16 protein-coding genes are annotated in these 17,334 nt (G+C 71.6%); 5 read left to right on the top strand and 11 right to left on the bottom strand.

The genetic code is table 11. The features are described from left to right. Window positions 1-29: 29 nt before the first annotated feature. Window positions 30-1,787, bottom strand: coding sequence for a glycoside hydrolase family 15 protein (locus ACGHC0_RS21355; protein ID WP_415268443.1), 1,758 nt, complete (start codon window positions 1,785-1,787; stop codon window positions 30-32). A gap of 182 nt (window positions 1,788-1,969) precedes the next feature. Continuing rightward, window positions 1,970-2,707, bottom strand: a complete 738-nt coding sequence (gene otsB, locus ACGHC0_RS21350; RefSeq protein WP_415266684.1) for a trehalose-phosphatase — start codon at window positions 2,705-2,707, stop codon at window positions 1,970-1,972. Window positions 2,708-2,830: 123 nt separating this feature from the next. Here otsB and trxC point away from each other — a divergent pair, with 123 nt between their 5' ends. Continuing rightward, window positions 2,831-3,286 (top strand): thioredoxin TrxC, encoded by a 456-nt coding sequence (gene trxC / locus ACGHC0_RS21345; protein WP_415266683.1) that lies wholly within the window; start codon window positions 2,831-2,833, stop codon window positions 3,284-3,286. Window positions 3,287-3,312: 26 nt separating this feature from the next. Here the strand turns inward: trxC and ACGHC0_RS21340 are convergent, their stop codons facing one another. Next, window positions 3,313-4,572: a multifunctional CCA addition/repair protein gene (locus ACGHC0_RS21340; RefSeq protein WP_415266682.1), complete on the bottom strand. Its 1,260-nt coding sequence runs from the start codon at window positions 4,570-4,572 to the stop codon at window positions 3,313-3,315. A gap of 98 nt (window positions 4,573-4,670) precedes the next feature. Here ACGHC0_RS21340 and ACGHC0_RS21335 point away from each other — a divergent pair, with 98 nt between their 5' ends. Continuing rightward, complete coding sequence (locus ACGHC0_RS21335; RefSeq protein WP_368352838.1) at window positions 4,671-5,132, top strand: hypothetical protein; 462 nt, start codon at window positions 4,671-4,673, stop codon at window positions 5,130-5,132. 45 nt (window positions 5,133-5,177) lie between these two features. Here the strand turns inward: ACGHC0_RS21335 and ACGHC0_RS21330 are convergent, their stop codons facing one another. Next, window positions 5,178-5,864: a glutathione S-transferase family protein gene (locus ACGHC0_RS21330; protein ID WP_415266681.1), complete on the bottom strand. Its 687-nt coding sequence runs from the start codon at window positions 5,862-5,864 to the stop codon at window positions 5,178-5,180. A gap of 155 nt (window positions 5,865-6,019) precedes the next feature. Between ACGHC0_RS21330 and ACGHC0_RS21325 the strand changes: the two genes are divergently transcribed. Next, a complete protein-coding gene (locus tag ACGHC0_RS21325) occupies window positions 6,020-7,804 on the top strand; it encodes a diguanylate cyclase domain-containing protein (protein WP_415266680.1) in 1,785 nt (594 codons plus the stop codon). A gap of 205 nt (window positions 7,805-8,009) precedes the next feature. Here ACGHC0_RS21325 and ACGHC0_RS21320 read toward each other — a convergent pair whose 3' ends face one another. Then, complete coding sequence (locus tag ACGHC0_RS21320; RefSeq protein WP_368352835.1) at window positions 8,010-8,585, bottom strand: 5-formyltetrahydrofolate cyclo-ligase; 576 nt, start codon at window positions 8,583-8,585, stop codon at window positions 8,010-8,012. Window positions 8,586-8,599: 14 nt separating this feature from the next. Here ACGHC0_RS21320 and ACGHC0_RS21315 point away from each other — a divergent pair, with 14 nt between their 5' ends. Beyond that, on the top strand, window positions 8,600-10,582 hold the full coding sequence (locus tag ACGHC0_RS21315) for a lytic transglycosylase domain-containing protein (protein ID WP_368352834.1): 1,983 nt from the start codon (window positions 8,600-8,602) through the stop codon (window positions 10,580-10,582). A 39-nt stretch (window positions 10,583-10,621) separates the two neighbouring features. Here ACGHC0_RS21315 and ACGHC0_RS21310 read toward each other — a convergent pair whose 3' ends face one another. After that, the gene (locus ACGHC0_RS21310) at window positions 10,622-11,575 is read right to left on the bottom strand and encodes an MBL fold metallo-hydrolase (protein ID WP_368352833.1); all 954 of its coding nucleotides are present in this window, start codon (window positions 11,573-11,575) and stop codon (window positions 10,622-10,624) included. Window positions 11,576-11,735: 160 nt separating this feature from the next. Between ACGHC0_RS21310 and ACGHC0_RS21305 the strand changes: the two genes are divergently transcribed. Beyond that, complete coding sequence (locus ACGHC0_RS21305; protein WP_415266679.1) at window positions 11,736-12,260, top strand: DUF6622 family protein; 525 nt, start codon at window positions 11,736-11,738, stop codon at window positions 12,258-12,260. A 7-nt stretch (window positions 12,261-12,267) separates the two neighbouring features. On the opposite strand, the gene rbsD is transcribed toward ACGHC0_RS21305, so the two are convergent. Genes rbsD through ACGHC0_RS21280 form a run of 5 tightly spaced genes read right to left on the bottom strand, consistent with a single transcriptional unit; the run spans window position 12,268 to window position 17,264 of the window. Beyond that, window positions 12,268-12,660 carry a D-ribose pyranase gene (gene rbsD / locus ACGHC0_RS21300; protein WP_415266678.1) on the bottom strand — a complete coding sequence of 131 codons (393 nt, stop codon included), beginning with the start codon at window positions 12,658-12,660 and terminating at the stop codon, window positions 12,268-12,270. Beyond that, the gene (gene rbsK, locus ACGHC0_RS21295) at window positions 12,657-13,637 is read right to left on the bottom strand and encodes a ribokinase (RefSeq protein WP_368352830.1); all 981 of its coding nucleotides are present in this window, start codon (window positions 13,635-13,637) and stop codon (window positions 12,657-12,659) included. Before rbsK ends, rbsD begins: the two co-directional genes overlap by 4 nt. After that, a complete protein-coding gene (locus tag ACGHC0_RS21290; RefSeq protein WP_368352829.1) occupies window positions 13,634-14,695 on the bottom strand; it encodes a LacI family DNA-binding transcriptional regulator in 1,062 nt (353 codons plus the stop codon). The genes rbsK and ACGHC0_RS21290 overlap by 4 nt, the downstream gene beginning before the upstream one ends. 17 nt (window positions 14,696-14,712) lie before the next feature. Then, window positions 14,713-15,702 carry an ABC transporter permease gene (locus ACGHC0_RS21285; RefSeq protein WP_368352828.1) on the bottom strand — a complete coding sequence of 330 codons (990 nt, stop codon included), beginning with the start codon at window positions 15,700-15,702 and terminating at the stop codon, window positions 14,713-14,715. Then, window positions 15,699-17,264, bottom strand: a complete 1,566-nt coding sequence (locus tag ACGHC0_RS21280) for a sugar ABC transporter ATP-binding protein (protein WP_415268442.1) — start codon at window positions 17,262-17,264, stop codon at window positions 15,699-15,701. The genes ACGHC0_RS21285 and ACGHC0_RS21280 overlap by 4 nt, the downstream gene beginning before the upstream one ends. Between the last annotated feature and the right edge of the window lie 70 nt (window positions 17,265-17,334).

The following is a 17,334-nucleotide window of genomic DNA, read 5'->3' as shown; positions in this document are numbered from 1 at the left end:
CCTTGTTGTTCAATCCAGGCGGGTGCCTGTCAGATCACGCTGTCCCAGGGTGCCGACAGGCGCATGGCGGCATTGATGATGCCCACCATGGAATAGGTCTGCGGGAAGTTGCCCCACATCTCGCCCGTCTGCGCGTGCGTGTCTTCCGACAGCAGGCCCAGCGGGTTGCGGGCGGCGAGCATGGCCTCGAAGATCTCGCGGGCCTGGCTGCGGCGGCCGATGCGCGCCAGGGCGTCGATGCGCCAGAACGTGCAGATATTGAAGGCCGTGTCGGGCTTGCCGAAGTCGTCCGCGGCCTCGTAGCGGCGCATGTAGGGGCCGTCGCAGAGCGTCTGCTCCATGGCGTCCACGGTGCTCACGAAGCGCGGGTCGCGCGGATCGATCAGGCCCACCTCGGCCATCAGCAGCACGCTGGCGTCCAGCTCGCTGCCGCCGAAGCTTTCCGCGAAGGCCTGGCGCTTGTCGCTCCAGGACTTCTCCAGGATCTCGTCCTTCATGCGCCGTGCGTGGCCGTGCCAGTAGCCGGCGCGGTCGGACAGCTGCAGCGAGTCGGCGATCTTGGCCAGCCGGTCGCACGCGGCCCAGCTCATGAGCGCGGAGGAGGTGTGCACCCGCGCGCGCGTGCGCAGCTCCCACATGCCGGCGTCCGGCGTGCCGTATACCTTCACGGCCAGCTCGCCGATCTGCTCCATGCGCGCGAACTCGGCCGGGCCGGCCGGATGCAGCAGGCGCCGGTCATGGAAGGCCTGGGCCGCGCCGAGCACGATGTTGCCGTACACGTCGTGCTGGAAATGCTCCGCCGCCTGGTTGCCCACGCGCACCGGGCCCATGCCGCGGTAGCCGGCCAGTTGCGGCACGAAGTACTCGGGCAATTCCCGCTCCAGGCCGATGCCGTAGAGCGGCTGGATGTGGCCGCTGCTGGTCTCCGCCACCACGTTGCTCAGCCAGCGCAGGTAGTCCTCCATCGTGGCCGTCTCGGACAGGCTGTTGAGCGCACGCACCACGAAGAACGCGTCGCGCAGCCAGCAATAGCGGTAGTCCCAGTTGCGGCCGCTGTGTGCGGATTCGGGGATGCTCGTGGTCATGGCCGCGACGATCGCACCGGTGTCCTCGTAGAGCGAGAGCTTGAGCGTGATCGCCGCGCGGATCACGGCGTCCTGCCATTCCAGCGGCACCGCCAGGCGCTGCGTCCACTGGCGCCAGTAGGCGACGGTCTCCTGCTCGTAGGAGCGTGCGGTGTCCGCGATGCCGAAGGGCAGCGATTCATCTGCCCCGAGCAGGAAGTTGTACTCGCGCGAGATGACGAACGGCTGGCCCGAGAGCACGTGCGAGAGCGGCGCATCGGTGTTCAGCCGCAGCGTCTGGTCCGCGCCCACGAAGCGCACGTGGTTGCTGCCGCGCGTGATGCCGGGCTTCTCGCTGCCCCAGCCGAAGCGCACGTTCGCCGTCACGCGGATGCGCGGCGATCCCTGCACGGGGCGTATGCGGCGCACCAGCAGCATCGGTCGGAAGAAGCGCGACCGTGCGTAAAAGCGCGGCGCGAAATCGGTCACCTCGATGCTGTTGCCCGAGCGGTCCGTCAGGCGCGTGCGCAGTACCGCGGTATTGGGTTCATACCACTGGCGGCTCTCGACCTGGTCTTCCAGTTCGATCGCGAAGCGGCTGCCCTGTTCGCCGGGCTGGATGAGGGCGTTGAACACCGGGTCGCCGTCGAAGCGCGGCAGGCAGCACCACACGATGTGGGCGTTCGCGTCCACCAGCGCGCTGACCGAGCAGTTGCCCACCATGCCGAGCGACAGCGAGGCCTCCCCGGGCGCAGCGAAGCCCGGCGGGCGCGGCAGCGGGTCGTGCGACAGCCCGAGGTTGCCGTCGGCGAAGGGCGGCGCGCTGGCCGCGGCGGCGGCTGCGGCGCTGGCGGCGGCGGATGCCGGGGGCGGGGGGGACGCAGGGGGCGTGGAGGTGGGAGAGGTCATGCGGGGAACCCTTCCGGCGATGCCATCTGGAACAGCCATTCACGCAACTCCGTGGTGTCGTCGCAGCGCGCGAGCGCCCGGGTTTCGCCCGGTCCGATCTTGATGCCGACGCCGCCGAGCACCTGCGCGGCCTCGAAGCCGTATTCGTCGGTCACGTCGTCCCCGGCGAACACGGGGATGCGGCCTGCGAAGGGCGCCTGGCGCATGAAGTCGGCGATCGCCCGGCCCTTGTTCGGCCCGGAGGGCTTGATCTCCAGCACGCACTTGCCCTGCATGAGCTCCAGGCCGGGCGCCTGCGCCAATGCATGCTCGAGCGCCGCGCGGCACAGCGGCTCCAGTTCCACCGCCTGGCGGTAGTGCAGGGCCATGCCCGCGCTCTTGCGCTCCAGCACCAGCGCGGGATAGCGGTCCAGCAGCGGCTGCACGGCCCGCACCACGGGGGCGAGGTCGGGCGCCGGCACGCCGCCGACGACGCCGTTGCCCATCCGGTACTGGGCGCCGTGTTCGCAGGCCAGCGGCAGCTGCAGGGGGCTGAGGAAGTGGTCGATATCGGCCTGCGTGCGGCCCGTGGCGATGGCCAGGGCGCCATCCAGGCGTTCGTGCAGGACCCGCAGGGCCGGCACCACGCCAGGATGGACCTGCACCGCATCAGGGTGCGGTGCAATGTCGGCAAGCGTGCCGTCGAAGTCGAGAAACAGCGCATGGTGCGCGGTCAGCAACGGTGGCTTTTGCATTGGCGCATACCTTACCAGATGGCATTGCCGAGCCTGTAGTCCGCGAGGCTGGCGCCCTGTAGGCGCGCCGCAGCCGCCGCGGGCGCGGCTTGAAAACACGGGTGTCGCCGCGCATCTGCCGCCATGCCCGAATCCCTGCACATCGTCTGCCCGCACTGCCACACCACCAACCGCATCGCGGCCGACCGCCTGGCTGCGCCGCCCGGCACGGTGGAGGCGGACTGCGGTGAGTGCCACCGGCCTCTTTTCACGGGCGAGCCCGTGGCGCTCGACGATGCTTCCTTCGGGCGCCACACCGAACGCAGCCACATTCCTGTGGTGGTGGATTTCTGGGCGCCATGGTGCGGTCCCTGCCGCACCATGGCGCCGGCCTTCGCGCAGGCGGCGCGGTCGCTCGAGCCGGGCGTGCGGCTCGCCAAGCTCGACACCGAGGCGCATCCCGCCATCGGCGCGCGCCTGGGCATCCGCAGCATCCCGACCATGGTGATGTTCCGCCAGGGACGGGAGGTCGCGCGCATCTCGGGGGCGCTGGGCGCCGCCGACATCGCGCGCTGGGTGCGGACGGCCGGCGGCGCCTGACGCCGAAGGCCGGCGGCAGGAGACCGTCAGCCCCCGGCCGCCGGTGGCTGTGCCGCCATCCACTCCTGCACCGCGTCGCCGCGTGCCCGGCGGATCCATTCGCCCACCTGCGGTCCGGCGACGCCGCGGGCCTGGGCCCTCGCGGCCACGGCGGCGGTATCGACCGAGCGTGCCGCCTGCAGCGCGCCCAGCAGGCGCGCGCGCTGCGGATAGGGCGTTTCCTCGAATCCCAGCCGGCCGCGCGCGTCGCATTCGCAGGCCAGCAGCACGTCGGCGAAACGGGCAGGTTTGCGCAGTGCGTCGCAGCGCTCCAGCAGCCGCACCAGGGCCGCCGCGCCCAGTTCCGCGCTGCGGTGGATGTTGCCATGCTCGCGCGCCACCACGTCCGCGGTCTCGCGGCACTCCACCGGTACCCGCAGGCGCTCGCACACATCGGCCAGCAGGGCGGCGCTGCGCTGCTCGTGCCCGATATGGCGCGGCAGCACGTCGGCCGGCGTCGTGCCCTTGCCCAGGTCGTGGACCAGGCAGGCGAAGCGCACCGGCAGCGGTGCCTGCAGCCGCGCGGCCATGTCCAGCACCATCATCACGTGCACGCCGGTGTCCACCTCGGGATGGTATTCGGCACGCTGCGGAACGCCCCAGAGCCGGTCCAGTTCGGGCAGCAGCACCGCCAGGGCGCCGCAGCCGCGCAGCACCTCGAACATGCGCGACGGGGCGGTTTCCATCAGGCCACGCGCGATCTCCTGCCAGACGCGCTCGGGGACGAGGTCGCCCGCCTCGCCGGCATCGACCATCTCCCGCATGAGCGCCATCGTCTCGGGGGCGACGGAGAAATCGGCGAAGCGCGCTGCGAAGCGCGCCACGCGCAGGATGCGCACCGGGTCTTCGCGGAAGGCATCGGTCACGTGGCGCAGCAGCTTTGCCTGCAGGTCGCGTGCGCCCCCGTAGGGATCGACCAGATCCCCTGCAGCAGCATCCTCGCCGCGCACCGCCATCGCGTTGATGGTGAGATCACGGCGCGACAGGTCCTGCTCCAGCGTCACGTCCGCGGCCGTGTCCACCACGAAGCCACGGTAGCCCCGCCCGCTCTTGCGCTCGGTGCGCGCCAGCGCGTATTCCTCGCGCGTTTCGGGGTGGAGGAAGACGGGAAAATCGCGCCCCACGGGCAGGAAGCCGCGCGCGGCCAGGTCGTCGGGCGTGGCACCCACCACCACCCAGTCGCGGTCGTTCACCGGGCGGCCCAGAAGCCGGTCGCGCACGGCGCCGCCCACCATGTAGATCTGCATGCGGGCAGTGTACGGCGGCGGGCGGGCGTTGCTGCATGCGCTGCTCCTGCGCAGGCACCGGCCGGTATATTCGGCGCGATCCTTTCTGCCCGTCTGCCATGTCCCTGTCCTCCTCCCTCACCATCGCCCAGATGAACCCCGACGGCAGCGTGCCCGTGCCGGAATCGCCGGATGCCGCCGCCAACGCGGCCGTGGAGGCGCTGCGCCGCGAGGAGGAGGCCGAGGCCCTGAAGCAGCGGCTGGAGTCGCTGCAGGAAGTGCTGGACAAGCCGCTGAGCGAGATCCTGGCCGAACGCGACCGGTTCAAGGAAACGGCGGCGGCATGGGACGCCTTCGCCGCGATGTGGGTGCTGTCGCAGCGCGCCATGCGCAGCGTGGCGATGGAACTCGCCACGCAGCAGGGCGTGCCCCAGGAAGAGGTGGTAGCCCGGGCGCTGGCCTGCGCGAACCGGGTGCTCAATACCGAGGACGAGGACCTGGGCGGCTCCATCGCACCGGCGCAGATGGCGCACATCGCGCGGCACCGGGCCTTCCTGCGCAAGCAGTTCCGCCAGGGCTGACTCCGGGAAGCCGGAGTGCGCCGCGGGGCCGCACGGGCCCCGGCGTCAGCGCCCGAGCCGGTAGGGTTCCTCGAAGTCCAGGAAGTCCTGCTCGGCCAGCGCCGCGTCGATCCATGCCTTCACGCCGGGCCGTGAGGCCACATGCTCCACATAGGCGGCGATCGGCTCCGGCACGGGCAGGGCATAGGTGCGCAGTCGCATGCAGACGGGTGCGAAGAAGGCGTCCGCGATGGTGAACTGGCTCCCGAAGAGCAGCGGGCCTCCGTGCTCGCGCAGGAGGGCACCCCACATCTCCACGAGGCGCTGCACGTCGGCGCGCACGCCGGGCCGGTCGCGCCAGAGCAGGGCGCCCGTCTCCGGCAGGTGGGCCTCGATGTTCATGGGGCAGGCGCTGCGCAGTGCGCCGAAGCCGCTGTGCATCTCGGCGGTCACGCTGCGCGCCTGCGCACGGGCGGCCGGGTCCTGCGGCCACAGGTGCTTGTCGGGGTGGCGTTCCGCGACGTATTCGGCGATGGCCAGCGTGTCCCACACGGTGATGCCGCCATCGACCAGCACGGGCACCTTGCCGGTGGGGCACACGGCCTGGAGGGCCTGCTTGAAGCGCGAGCCGGGCTCGAAGCTGTCGAAGCGCAGGGCCACTTCCTCGAAGGGAATGCCGGCCTCGCGCAGCAGCACCCAGGGGCGCATGGACCAGGAGGAATAGTTCTTGTTGCCAATGTAGAGCTGGAGCATGGGCCGCACTCGCAGGGGTGGAAAGGGAAGGCCGATGCTAGGGCCATGCGCCGCGCCTGCCAATGCCGTATGCCCCGCCGATTGATACATGCCGCGCATCAATGCGGCGCCGGGCGGCCTGCGGCACAATCCGCCCCCTGCTTTTTTCGCGATCCGTGCCGGTCTTCCCGTTCTTCCGCCTGCTGCTGTTGCGCGCCGCCCTGGCCTGGCTCTGCCTGACGATGGTGCACCCGGCCGCGCGCGCCGGAGCCGTCGAGCCGGCAGTGCTCGCTGCGCGCGAGGGCGGCGTCTCGCTCGTGCCCCACATGGAGGTGCTGGAAGATCCGGGGCGCCGCCTCGGCATCGGCGACGTGCTCGCGCCGGGAAACGCGGCGCACTTCGTGCATCCCGATGATCCGCTGCGGGGCGCCGAGGCCGACCGGGTGCTCTGGTTCCGCGTGCAGCTGCGCCTGGCCGATCCGGCGGACGCGCAGCGCGAATGGCTGCTGGTCGTGCCCACGGTGTCCACCCACGAACTGCGCTTCTACGGTCCCTACGACCCGGATGGCCGCGCGCTGGCGCCGCCGGTGGTGACGGGCATGCGCCATCCGTGGTCCACGCGGCCGGCGGGATCGGAACAGATGGCCTGGCGCTTCCGGCTGCAGGATGCGCAGACCTACACGGCGTACTTCCGGGTGGAATCGACCTTCGCGCGCTTCTATGCCGCCACGGCCTGGGACCTGGCCGACTACCTGCAGGCCACCCAGGACAAGCGCATGTTCGACGGCGCCTGCTATGGCCTGCTGCTGGGCCTGCTGGCGTTCAGCCTCGCGATGCTGGCGGTCTTCCGTGAAGGCATCTATGCCTGGTATTCGCTCTCGTGCGCCTGCGCCCTGCTGGCGCTCGCCAGCCTGAACGGGCACACGCTGCGCTATCCGTTCGCCCACTGGCCGGCGGCGGCGGGCCTGTTCTACACGCTCGCACCACCGCTCTGGGCCATGTCCAAGCTGCTGTTCGGGCGCAGCCTGCTGCGCCTCTCGCACTATGCGCCGCGCATCGACCGCCTGGTGCTCGCGCTCGTCGCGGCGCTGGGCGCGGCGACCGTGTACGGGCTGTTCGGCCCCCATCCACTCTGGCTGTTCCGGGCCGTGCAGGCCTCGGTGATGGTGTCCACCGTGGTGCTGGCCGCCGGGGCGCTGATCGCGGTGCGCCGGCGCTACTGGCCCGCCGTGCTCTACAGCGCCGGCGTCCTGCTGCTGTTGCTGGGCATCTGCGCGATCATCGTCGCGAGCTGGGGCTGGGTGGCCTGGAAGCCGGGCCAGATGGACCTGACCCAGGCCGCGCTCGTGGCGGAAGCCGTCATCTTCGCCGCCGCCATGGCGTCGCGCCTGCGCCTGCTCCGCATGTCGGAGCAGGCCCTCGGCCGGCGCACCCGCGAACTGGTGGAGGTGCTGGGCACGGATGCCCTCACGGGCGCGGCCAACCGCGCCGGGCTGGCGCGCCGGGCCGAAGCGGCGCTGGAGGCCGGCGAGCCGTTCACGCTGATGCTGCTGGACCTGGACGGCTTCAAGGCCGTGAACGATACCCATGGCCACGCGGCGGGCGACGCCGTGCTGGTGGCCCTGGTGCAGCGCCTGCGCGCCCTGCTGCGCGAGGGCGACCTGGTCGCGCGCCTGGGCGGCGACGAATTCGCCGTGCTGCTGGCCGGCGCTCCGCCGCGCCAGGCCCTCGCGGACAAGGCCCGCGCCATGGCCCGCGCCGTGGCCGTCCCCCTCGGCTTCGAGGGCCGGCAACTGTCCGTGGGCCTCAGCGTGGGCATCGCCAGCCATCCCGGCGACGGCTGGGCCCTGGAACCCCTGCTGCGCGCCGCAGACGCTGCCATGTACGCCAGCAAGCGCCGCGGCCGGAACGGCGGCGCAGAATGCTTCGCCTTCGCGAGCGACCTGGCTGCGGTGACATGACAGTCACTGCCTGACCGTCAGTGCGTTGGCGTGGGGATGGCTCCGGGCGGCGGTTGCCCGGCGTGCGGCCCTGGAACCTGCACGGCCTCAGCCATCAGAAGGCCGCGGAGCAGGCCACGCCAGCGGACGCCGCGGAACCGGCTTCGCCGGGCCGCCGGCGTCGTCCCCCTGGGGGGAAGGCGCCGAAGGCGACCCAGGGGGGAGCCTATTTCAGTGGCCAGACGACGCCGTTGTCATTCAGGATGGCGTCCAGCGGCAGGTCGTGCGGCTCGGGCTCGAAATCCTCCAGGAACCCGTGGGTGAACCCCAGGCCCACGGTGGTCGGCACCGGATACAGCGTGGCCAGGGTGCGGTCGTAGAAGCCGCCGCCATACCCCAGGCGGTAGCCGCCGGGGCCGTAGCCCACGCAGGGCACGAATAGCAGGGTGGGCACGATGATCTCGGTGTCCTTGGGCTTCGGGATGCCGTAAGCATCCTCTTCCATCGGACAGCCGGGATACCATGCGTGGAAGGTGAGCGTCTTGTGCTCCTTGTTCACCACCGGCAGGCCGATGCGGCGGCGCTGCGGCTCGTCCAGCAGTTCGCCGTCCTCCTTCCAGCGGTGCAGTGCGGGCAGGGGGTCGAATTCTCCCTTGATGGGCCAGTAGGCGCCGATCACGGTGTCCGGGCGGTCCACCAGCCAGATGCGCATCACGCGCTGCAGAAGGTCTGCACGCTGTAGGCGGTCCGGCAGGTTCAGGCGTTCATCGATCAATGCGCGTCGCAGGGCTGCTTTGTCCATCACATAATTCCCCAATGCAATTGCTCACGATTCTGACACCGCTCCTGGCCGCCGTGGCCTTCGCTACCGCCGCGGCGCCTGTCCAGGCTCAAAACCGGGGCGACGAGGCGCTGTTACAAATGCAGCAGGCCTACCGCAAGGGCGACCGCGCGCGGCTCACGCAACTGCTGCCGGACCTGCGCGGGCACGTGCTGGAACCGTGGGGCGCGTACTGGGAACTGCGCGCCCGTCTCGACCAGGCGACACCGCAGGAGGTGGCGGGCTTCCTGCAGCGTTTTGCCGGCACCTACCAGGAGGACCGGCTGCGCAACGACTGGCTGCTGCTCGTCGGCCAGCGGCGGGACTGGGCGCAGTTCAGCGAGCTGCACGCCCTCTACCGCATGAACGACGACCGCGAGGTGCGCTGCTACGCCCTGCTGGTGGACCAGATCAAGGGTTCCGCGGCCTCCGGCGCGGCCGACGAAGTACTGCGCAACTGGTACGCGCTGCGCGAGGCCGACGACGGCTGCACGCACGCGGCGGCCGAGTTCTACGCCGACAAGCGCATCGCGGCCCTGGACGTGTGGCGCAAGGCCCGGCTGGCGGCCGAGGCCAACCGGGCGCGCGCCACGCGCAACGCGGTCGAGATCGTCGCGCCCGAGGCGCTGCCGATGCTGCGCGAGGTGTTCGACGCCCCCGCCAAGTTCCTCGCGAGCCGTGCCACGGCACCGGGCCGCATGCGGCAGGAACTGGTGGTGCTGTCGCTGATCAAGATGGCGATGTCCGATGCCGGCACCGCGGCCCGGCTGCTGGACTCCAAATGGGGCCCGCTGCTCACTCCGGAGGAGCGCAACTGGGTCTGGGGCGTGATCGGCAAGCAGTCCGCCGTGGCGCTGTCGCCGGATGCGCTGGGCTATTTCGGGAACGTCTCCAAGGATGCCGACCTGACGGACGACATGCTCGGCTGGAAGGTGCGCGCCGCCCTGCGCGCAGGCCAGTGGAAGCAGGTGGCCCGCGCCATCGACGCGATGAGCCCGGCGGGACGGCAGGATCCCGCCTGGACCTACTGGCGTGCGCGGGCCTGGCTGTCCAACCGCCCGGGCGACGAAGACCGGGCGAAGGCGCGCGAACTGCTCGAGCGCATCGCGGGCCCCGGCGGCTTCTATGAGCAGCTGGCGCTGGAGGAACTCGGCCAGCGGGTGGTCCCGCCCGTGCCGCCGCTGCCGCCCACGCCCGAGGAGAAAGCTGCCGCGCGCGCGAACCCGGGCTTCGTGCGCAGCCTCTACGCCATCGGCCTGGGGCTGCGGCACGAAGGCGTGCGCGAGTGGAACTACACCACCAACCTGCACTCGCCGGGCGGCATGGGCGACCGCGAACTGCTCGCCGCCGCCGACCTCGCCTGCCAGCGCGAGATCTGGGACCGCTGCATCAACACCAGCGAGCGCACGAAGTCCTTCACGGACGTGGGCCAGCGCTTCCCCATGCCGTTCCGCAACGCCGTCGTGGCGCGCGCGCAGTCCATCGGACTGGATCCGGCCTACGTCTATGGCCTCATCCGCCAGGAAAGCCGCTTCATCATGGATGCGCGCTCGGGCGTCGGTGCATCGGGCCTGATGCAGGTCATGCCCGCCACCGCGCGCTGGACGGCCCGCAAGATCGGCATGGCGGATTTCACGCCCGACCAGATCAACGACCGCGACACCAACATCGCCATCGGCACCGCCTACCTGAAACTCGCCCTCGACGATTTCGACGGCTCCATGTCCATGGCCGCGGCCGCCTACAACGCTGGCCCCGGACGGCCGCGCAACTGGCGCAACGGGCCGGTGCTGGAGGCCGCGATCTGGGCCGAGAACATCCCCTTCTCCGAGACGCGCGATTACGTCAAGAAGGTGCTTTCCAACACCACGATGTATGCCGCGATCCTGACGGGCCAGCCCCAGTCGCTCAAGGGCCGGCTCGGCAACGTGGGCCCGCGCGACGCCGCCACGCCGGACCCGAGCCGCGAGCTGCCCTGATGACGGAGCGGAGCGCCGGTCCGGCCTCTGCTGCTTCCTTCAGGCGTTGTGCAGCGTTTCCCCGTCCAGCCGGGCGGCCCCGCTGCGCACCAGTTCATGCACCAGGGCTTCCTGCCACGCCGCGCGGGGCTGGCCCGCGAAATGGCCGGCATGGAGCAGTCCGAAATACGGGGTGGCACCGGCCCAGGCGTGCAGCCGGGCGAGCGGCACGCTCTGCCATTCGAGCAGCTTGTACTTGAGCAGCACCTTGGCGGCGTAGAGCGCGTGCCGCTCCGGGGCGCGCACGAACCCGTCGAGCCGGCGCCGCGCGGTGCCGAGCGCGCTCTCGACGTCCGTGAAAACGGAACCGTGCCCGGGCACGACGGTGCGCGGAGCCAGCCCGGCGATCAGGTCCAGTGTGGCCGCGACGTCCGCGAAGGCCTGCTCGCCTTCCAGCTCGGGGAAGACCACGCCGAAGCCGTTTTCCCAGAGCGCGTCGGCCGAGAGCAGCACCCGGTGCCGGGGCTCGAACAGCACCACCGAATGCGTGTCGTGCCCGGGCGCCGCATGGATCTCCCAGTCGTGTGCGCCCAGGCGGATGCTGCGGCCCGGCTCCAGCAGGCCGTCCATGCGGAAGGGTGGGCAGTCCTGTCCCGTGGGCGTATAGCTCAGCGCCTGCGGATCCCAGTCGCGCACGTGTTCGGCCTGTCCGGGCGGCACCAGGGTGCGCGCCCCGGGCCAGGCCTGCTGCAGCGCCGCGTTCCCGCCGCAGTGGTCGCTGTGCAGGTGGGTGTTGGCGATGAGCGCGAGGGGCCGGCCCTCCAGTGCGGCCGCCACCAGCGCCACCGTCTGGGCCGCATGCGCGCAGTAGCCCGTGTCCACCACCGCCGCCGCGTCTTCGCCCACGCAGACGATGTTGTTGGCCGAAAGCCAGCCGCGTTCGAGCACCGTGGTGCCGGGCGGCAGGAGCGGCGCGGTGCCGCCGACGGGGGCCTGGGGCGTGGGAATGTGCATGGGAAGAGCCTTTGCGGGAAAGTATGGCACCGGCCCCCGCCGTTCATCCATCCGGCGCAACCCTTCGCGCCGCCACGGCGCAGGCCGTCGCACCGGGCTCGCCCGCGCGGCATGGAGGCCCGACAGTGCGCCATCGCCGTACCGCTGCCGAGGAATCCCGATGACTTTCATTGCCCACGTGCTCCAGGCGACGCCCGCCTGGGTCTTCGCGCTGCTGGCCGCCCTGTCCGTGCTGGGCGTGCGCCAGTTGCGACCGTCCCGCAGGACCCTGGGGCGGGCCATGCTGCTGCCGGCCGCCATGGCGGCGTTCTCGCTGTACGGTATGGTGGCGGCGCGCCACGGGCAGCCGGCCGCCTGGGCCGCCTGGGGCCTGGCGGCACTGGCAGCGGCGGCCTTCGTGGCGTCGCGTCCGGTACCGGCGGGCACGCGCTTCGACCCCGTGGACGCGGTCTTCCACCTGCCCGGCAGCGTCCGGCCGCTCCTGCTGATGCTCGGCATCTTCTGCACCAAGTACACCGTGGCCGTGGCGCTCGCCCTGCATCCGGCGATGTCGGGCGATCCGTTGTTCGCCGGTGCGGTCAGCCTTCTCTACGGCATTTTCGCGGGAGCCAGCGCAGGGCGGGCACTGCGCCTGCTGGGCCTGTGGTGGTCCGCGCGCGGTGCCATGCCGCTGGGGCGCACCTGAAATCCGGTCAGAACGTCACGCCTGCGCAGAGGATCACGTTGGCGTAGGGCGTGCACTCGCCCGTCCGCACCACGGCACGCGCATCGCGCGTGAGGCGCTTGAATTCCTCGTGGGACAGGGTCTGCGGGGCTAAGGGCAGCGCGCCGGCCCAGCCGGGCAGGGCCCCGCCCGCGCGCTCCACGGCCTCGGTGGCGATCAGGGCGCGCTCCACCTGCATTTCGGAGAGCACGGCGGCCAGCACATCGGCGACCGAAGGCAGTCCCGGGGTCACGGCCAGGTCGATGCGCAGGGGGCCGGACGGAATCGGCAGGCCGGCATCGCCGACGACGATCATGTCGCCATGGCCCAGGGCGGCGATGGCGCGGGACAAATCGGCGTGCAGCAGGGCGGTGCGTTTCATACGATGCGGCTCCATTCAGGGGGCATGGGGGATGCGGCCACTTCGGCGCGCGTGGGGATCGATGGCTGCGCGCCCGGGCGTGTCACGCACAGCGCCGCGGCGCGGACGCCGGTCTGCACCGCCAGGTCGAGCGATTCGCCGCGTGCCAGGGCAACGGTCAGGGCTCCCAGGAAGGTGTCGCCCGCGGCCGTGGTGTCCACGGCATCCACGCGCAGGCCCAGGTGGTGCCGGCAGCCGTTGCCGTCGCAGGCCACGGCGCCCGCCGCTCCCAGTGTCACCACCACCTGCCGCGGGCCACGTGCCCGCAACAGGCGCGCGGCATGGGCGGCATCTTCGGGGGTTTGCACGTCGCAGTCGGCGAATAGCGCGGCTTCCACCTCGTTAGCCACCAGCGTGTCCACCAGCGGCCAGAGGGCATCGGGGATCGGCTGCATGGGAGAAGGGTTGAGCACCACGGGGCAGCCCTGCTGGTGCGCCTGCCTGGCGGCGGCCATCACCTGCGGCATCGGCACCTCGAACTGCAGCAGCAGGCTGCTCGCTCCCTGCAGCGCGGTGTCCAGTGCCTGCGCGTCGATCTCGAAGCGGGCGTTTGCCCCGCCGACGACGACGATCCGGTTCTGTGCGGTGGACTCCACCGTGATGCAGGCGACGCCCGTGGGGGCCTCGGGGTCCGTCTGCACGCCGGCATGGTCGATGGCGTCGGCGTCCAGCGCGGCGCGCAGGGCCGCGCCGTGCGCATCGTGCCCGACGCGGCCCAGCAGGTGCACGTGCGCGCCCTGGCGAGCGCAGGCCACGGCCTGGTTGCCGCCCTTGCCTCCCGGAATGTGGTGCAGGGAATCGGCCATCACGGTCTCGCCTGCGCCCGGGGCCCGTGGCACGCGCAGGACGATGTCCATGTTGAGACTGCCCACCACGGCGATGCGCGGCGGAGCGGAACGGGAGGGGATCTCCGGAGTGGAGCGGGATGAGGCGGTCATTCGGGGTTGCGGGAAGGGAAACGGCCGTGCGGCACGGCGGTGGAAACGGTGCCCGGGGGCAGTGCCGCGGTCGAGGCACGCAGCCGCAGTTCCGGCTGCAGCAGCAGCTGGCATGGTTCGCGCCGCGCGCCATCGATGCGTTCGAGCAGCATGTCCACGGCCGCCACGCCGATCTGCCGTTTGGGCTGGGCCACGGTGGTGAGGGGCGGGCTCGTGAAGGCCGCGAGCGCGATATCGTCGAAACCCACGACGGACATGGCCTCGGGCACGCGCAGCCCGCGCTCGTGGACCGCGCAGAGCGCGCCGATGGCCATCAGGTCGTTGCCCACGAACACCGCCGTCGGCGGGCGCGGCGAGGCCAGCACCGACTGCATGGCCTCGTAGCCGCTCTGGCTGGTGAAATCGCCGTGCCACAGCAGGCCGCCATCGTCCACGCCCGCCTCGACCAGCGCGTCGCGCCAGCCCTCGATGCGCTGTGTACTGGGGGCGAGGTCCGGGGGGCCGCCGATGCACGCGATGCGGCGGTGGCCCAGCCAGAGCAGGTGGCGCGTGGCCAGCCGGCCGCCTTCGCGGTGCGCGGTTTCCACCAGATCGCAGGGCTGCCGGTGGACCTCGATCTCGCGGTCCACCAGCACGGTGGGCACGCCCAGTCCCTCGAGCTGGCGCGCGAGCGCCGCGTCCTGCCCGGTGGAGACCACGATCAGTCCGTCGATGCGCCGCTCCGCCAGCACCTGCAGGTACGAGCTCTGCCGCTGGGCCTCGTCGTGCGTATTGCACAGGATGAGGTTGTAGCCCGCGCCGAAGCAGCGGTTCTCCACGCTGTGCACGACTTCGGCGAAGTAGGGGTTGGAGCTGTTGGGAATCAGCATCCCCAGCGTGCGCGTGTGGTTGCTCTTGAGGCTGCGCGCGATCGCGCTGGGCACGTAGCCCAGCTGGCGGATGGCGTTCTCCACGCGGGCACGCCCGTCGTCGCTCACGTGCCGCGTGCCGTTGAGCACGTGCGAGACCGTGGTCACCGACACCCCGGCCTCGCGCGCGACGTCCTTGATGGTCGCCATGTCTTCTCGCGCCGGCGTCAGACCGCGGCGCGGCGCTGCCGCAGCGTGTCGATGATGACGGCCGCCACGATCACGCAGCCGGTGATGATGCGCTTGCTCGGCTCGCTCGCACCGATCTGTGCAAGGCCCGCCTCCAGCACCGCGATGATGAGCACGCCGAAGGCCGTGGTCACCACCGATCCGCGCCCGCCCATCAGGCTGGTGCCGCCGATCACCACGGCCGCGATCACCTGCAGCTCCATGCCGGCGCCGGCATTCGGATCCGCCGCCTCCAGGCGCGCCGACTGCATCAGGCCCGCCAGCCCGGCCAGCAGGCCGGTGAGCGCGAACACGGCGATGCGGATGGGTCGTGGATCGACGCCGGCCAGCCGCATGGCTTCCTCATTGGTGCCGATGCCCACCATGCAGCGGCCGAACACCGTGCGCGACAGCACGAGCTGGGCCAGCACCACGATGAGCAGCGCAATGCCGAAAGCCACCGAGACGCCGGCCGCCACGGGCGCGGCGAGCCAGGAGATCGCGTCGCCCACGTACTGCGTGCGCGAATCCGTCACCAGGTAGGCGCTGCCGCGCACCGCCTCCAGCATGCCCAGCGACACGATGAACGACGGCAGCCGCCAGGCCACCGACACGGCGCCCGTGATGGTGCCGCAGACCAGGCCCGTGGCCAGCGCCAGGGCCGCGGCGGCCGGCACGCTCCAGCCCCATTGCAGGATGGCCGCGGCCGAGGTGGCGGCCGACAGCGCCATCACCGAGCCCACCGACAGGTCGATGCCCGCGATGATCAGCACGAACGTCATGCCCACCGCCATCACGGCCAGCGCGGGAATCTCGTTGGCGATGGTGACGAAGGTTTCGGCGCTCCAGAAGAAATCGGACAGCCAGGAAAACAGCGCCACCATGCCGACCAGCACGGCGGCCAGGCCCAGGTAGGTGCCCAGCTGTGTGCGCCAGAGCGGTACCGACGGCGCGGCGGAAGCGGAGGAGGGGGACGTGGTGGCGGTCATGCGGAAGCAGGGGAATGGGAGGATGCGGAACCGGCGCCTTCGGCGCGCGGGCGGTCTTCGGCCTCGGAGAAGGCGGCGGCCAGCAGCGACTGCTCGGTCCACTCGCCGCGCTCGAACACGGCGACCAGGCGGCCACCGCTCATCACGCCGATGCGGTCGGCCATGGCCATCAGCTCGCGCAGGTCGGACGACACCATGAGCAGTGCGCGGCCTTCCGAGGCCATGCGGTCGAGTTCGGTGTACAGGTCCGCGCGCGCGCCCACGTCCACGCCGCGCGTGGGCTCATCCAGCAGCAGCACGCGGCCGTCGCGGTGCAGCCACCGCGCGAACACCACCTTCTGCTGGTTGCCGCCGGAAAGCTGCCCCACGGGCTGCTCCGGCCCACGGCAGCGCACCCGCAGCGTGCGGATGAAGCCCTGCACCACCGTGCTCTCATGCGCGCGGCGCAGCCAGCCCGCGCGCGAAACGGCGGACAGGTCCGACAGCGTGGCATTCACCCGGATCGGCTGGCTGAGCAGCAGGCCCTGCGACTTGCGGTCTTCGCTCACGAGCCCGATGCCTGCGGCGATCGCCGCCAGCGGCGAACGGAAACCGCGCTCGTGGGTGCGCTCCGCGGCGGTGCCGGACGCAGTGCTTCCGGCGGCCAGCGTCACGCTGCCGCGGTCGGCGCGGTCCGCGCCGAACAGCAGGCGCAGCAACTCGGTGCGGCCCGAGCCCACGAGGCCCGCGATGCCGAACACCTCGCCGGCCCGCAGTGCCAGGCTCACGTCCTGCACGGCGGTGCCCCGGCCGATGCCATCCACCCGCATCACCACGGGCCCGGCCGTGCGGCGGGGGCGGTGCTCCAGGTCGTTCACCGCCCGGCCCACCATGCGCTGAACGAGATCGGCTTCGGACAGCCCCGCCATCGGGCGGGCGTCCACCAGCGCGCCGTCGCGCAGCACGGCCACGCGGTCGGCGATGCGCCGCAGCTCTTCCAGCCGGTGGGAAACGTAGATGATCGCCACGCCGCGGGCCGTGAGCCGGGCGACCTGCTCGAACAGGTAATTGGTCTCGCGCGGCGTCAGCATCGCCGTCGGCTCGTCGAGCACGAGGATGCGCGTGTCGTCCTGCAGGTTGCGGGCGATCTCCACCATCTGTTGCTGGCCGATGCCCAGGCGGGAAACGGGGGTCGCCGGATCGATGCCCGTGAGGCCGATCTTGGCGAGCTGCGCGCGCGCGGCATCGTGCAGCGCGCCCCGGCGCAGCCAGCCCATGCGGTGCGGCAGCCGGCCCATCAGCAGGTTCTCGGCCACGGTGAGCGTCGGCACGAGGCCCAGCTCCTGCATGACCATGCGCACGCCCTGGTGCTCGGCGTCGCGGCGGGAGGATGGCGCATAGGGCTGCCCCGCCAGGCGCAGGCTGCCGCGCGTGGCGGGCTCCAGCCCGCACAGGATCTTGGACAGCGTGCTCTTGCCCGCGCCGTTCTCGCCGGTGAGCGCGAGCACTTCGCCGGCATGCAGCGACAGCGTGACGCCGTGCAGCACGGTGGTGGGGCCGTAGTCCTTGCCCACGCCCAGCATTTCCAGCAGAGGCACGGGCGCCGGCGCGGCGGCGATGGGGGAGGAATGGTCGGCCACGGTGTGCGAACCC

This window comes from Acidovorax sacchari (assembly GCF_042847045.1).
Lineage (GTDB): Bacteria > Pseudomonadota > Gammaproteobacteria > Burkholderiales > Burkholderiaceae_C > Paracidovorax > Paracidovorax sacchari.
This window is presented reverse-complemented; position numbering and strand designations above follow the sequence as displayed.

What these genes read in the sequence shown, in the direction of transcription:
- ACGHC0_RS21355 (WP_415268443.1), bottom strand. Translation starts at nt 1,787, where the DNA reads ATGGTGGGCAACTGCTCGGTCAGCGCGCTGGTGGACGCGAACGCCCAC.
- otsB (WP_415266684.1), bottom strand. Translation starts at nt 2,707, where the DNA reads ATGCAAAAGCCACCGTTGCTGACCGCGCACCATGCGCTGTTTCTCGAC.
- trxC (WP_415266683.1), top strand. Translation starts at nt 2,831, where the DNA reads ATGCCCGAATCCCTGCACATCGTCTGCCCGCACTGCCACACCACCAAC.
- ACGHC0_RS21340 (WP_415266682.1), bottom strand. Translation starts at nt 4,572, where the DNA reads ATGCAGATCTACATGGTGGGCGGCGCCGTGCGCGACCGGCTTCTGGGC.
- ACGHC0_RS21335 (WP_368352838.1), top strand. Translation starts at nt 4,671, where the DNA reads ATGTCCCTGTCCTCCTCCCTCACCATCGCCCAGATGAACCCCGACGGC.
- ACGHC0_RS21330 (WP_415266681.1), bottom strand. Translation starts at nt 5,864, where the DNA reads ATGCTCCAGCTCTACATTGGCAACAAGAACTATTCCTCCTGGTCCATG.
- ACGHC0_RS21320 (WP_368352835.1), bottom strand. Translation starts at nt 8,585, where the DNA reads ATGGACAAAGCAGCCCTGCGACGCGCATTGATCGATGAACGCCTGAAC.
- ACGHC0_RS21315 (WP_368352834.1), top strand. Translation starts at nt 8,600, where the DNA reads ATGCAATTGCTCACGATTCTGACACCGCTCCTGGCCGCCGTGGCCTTC.
- ACGHC0_RS21310 (WP_368352833.1), bottom strand. Translation starts at nt 11,575, where the DNA reads ATGCACATTCCCACGCCCCAGGCCCCCGTCGGCGGCACCGCGCCGCTC.
- ACGHC0_RS21305 (WP_415266679.1), top strand. Translation starts at nt 11,736, where the DNA reads ATGACTTTCATTGCCCACGTGCTCCAGGCGACGCCCGCCTGGGTCTTC.
- rbsD (WP_415266678.1), bottom strand. Translation starts at nt 12,660, where the DNA reads ATGAAACGCACCGCCCTGCTGCACGCCGATTTGTCCCGCGCCATCGCC.
- rbsK (WP_368352830.1), bottom strand. Translation starts at nt 13,637, where the DNA reads ATGACCGCCTCATCCCGCTCCACTCCGGAGATCCCCTCCCGTTCCGCT.
- ACGHC0_RS21290 (WP_368352829.1), bottom strand. Translation starts at nt 14,695, where the DNA reads ATGGCGACCATCAAGGACGTCGCGCGCGAGGCCGGGGTGTCGGTGACC.
- ACGHC0_RS21285 (WP_368352828.1), bottom strand. Translation starts at nt 15,702, where the DNA reads ATGACCGCCACCACGTCCCCCTCCTCCGCTTCCGCCGCGCCGTCGGTA.
- ACGHC0_RS21280 (WP_415268442.1), bottom strand. Translation starts at nt 17,264, where the DNA reads ATGCTGGGCGTGGGCAAGGACTACGGCCCCACCACCGTGCTGCACGGC.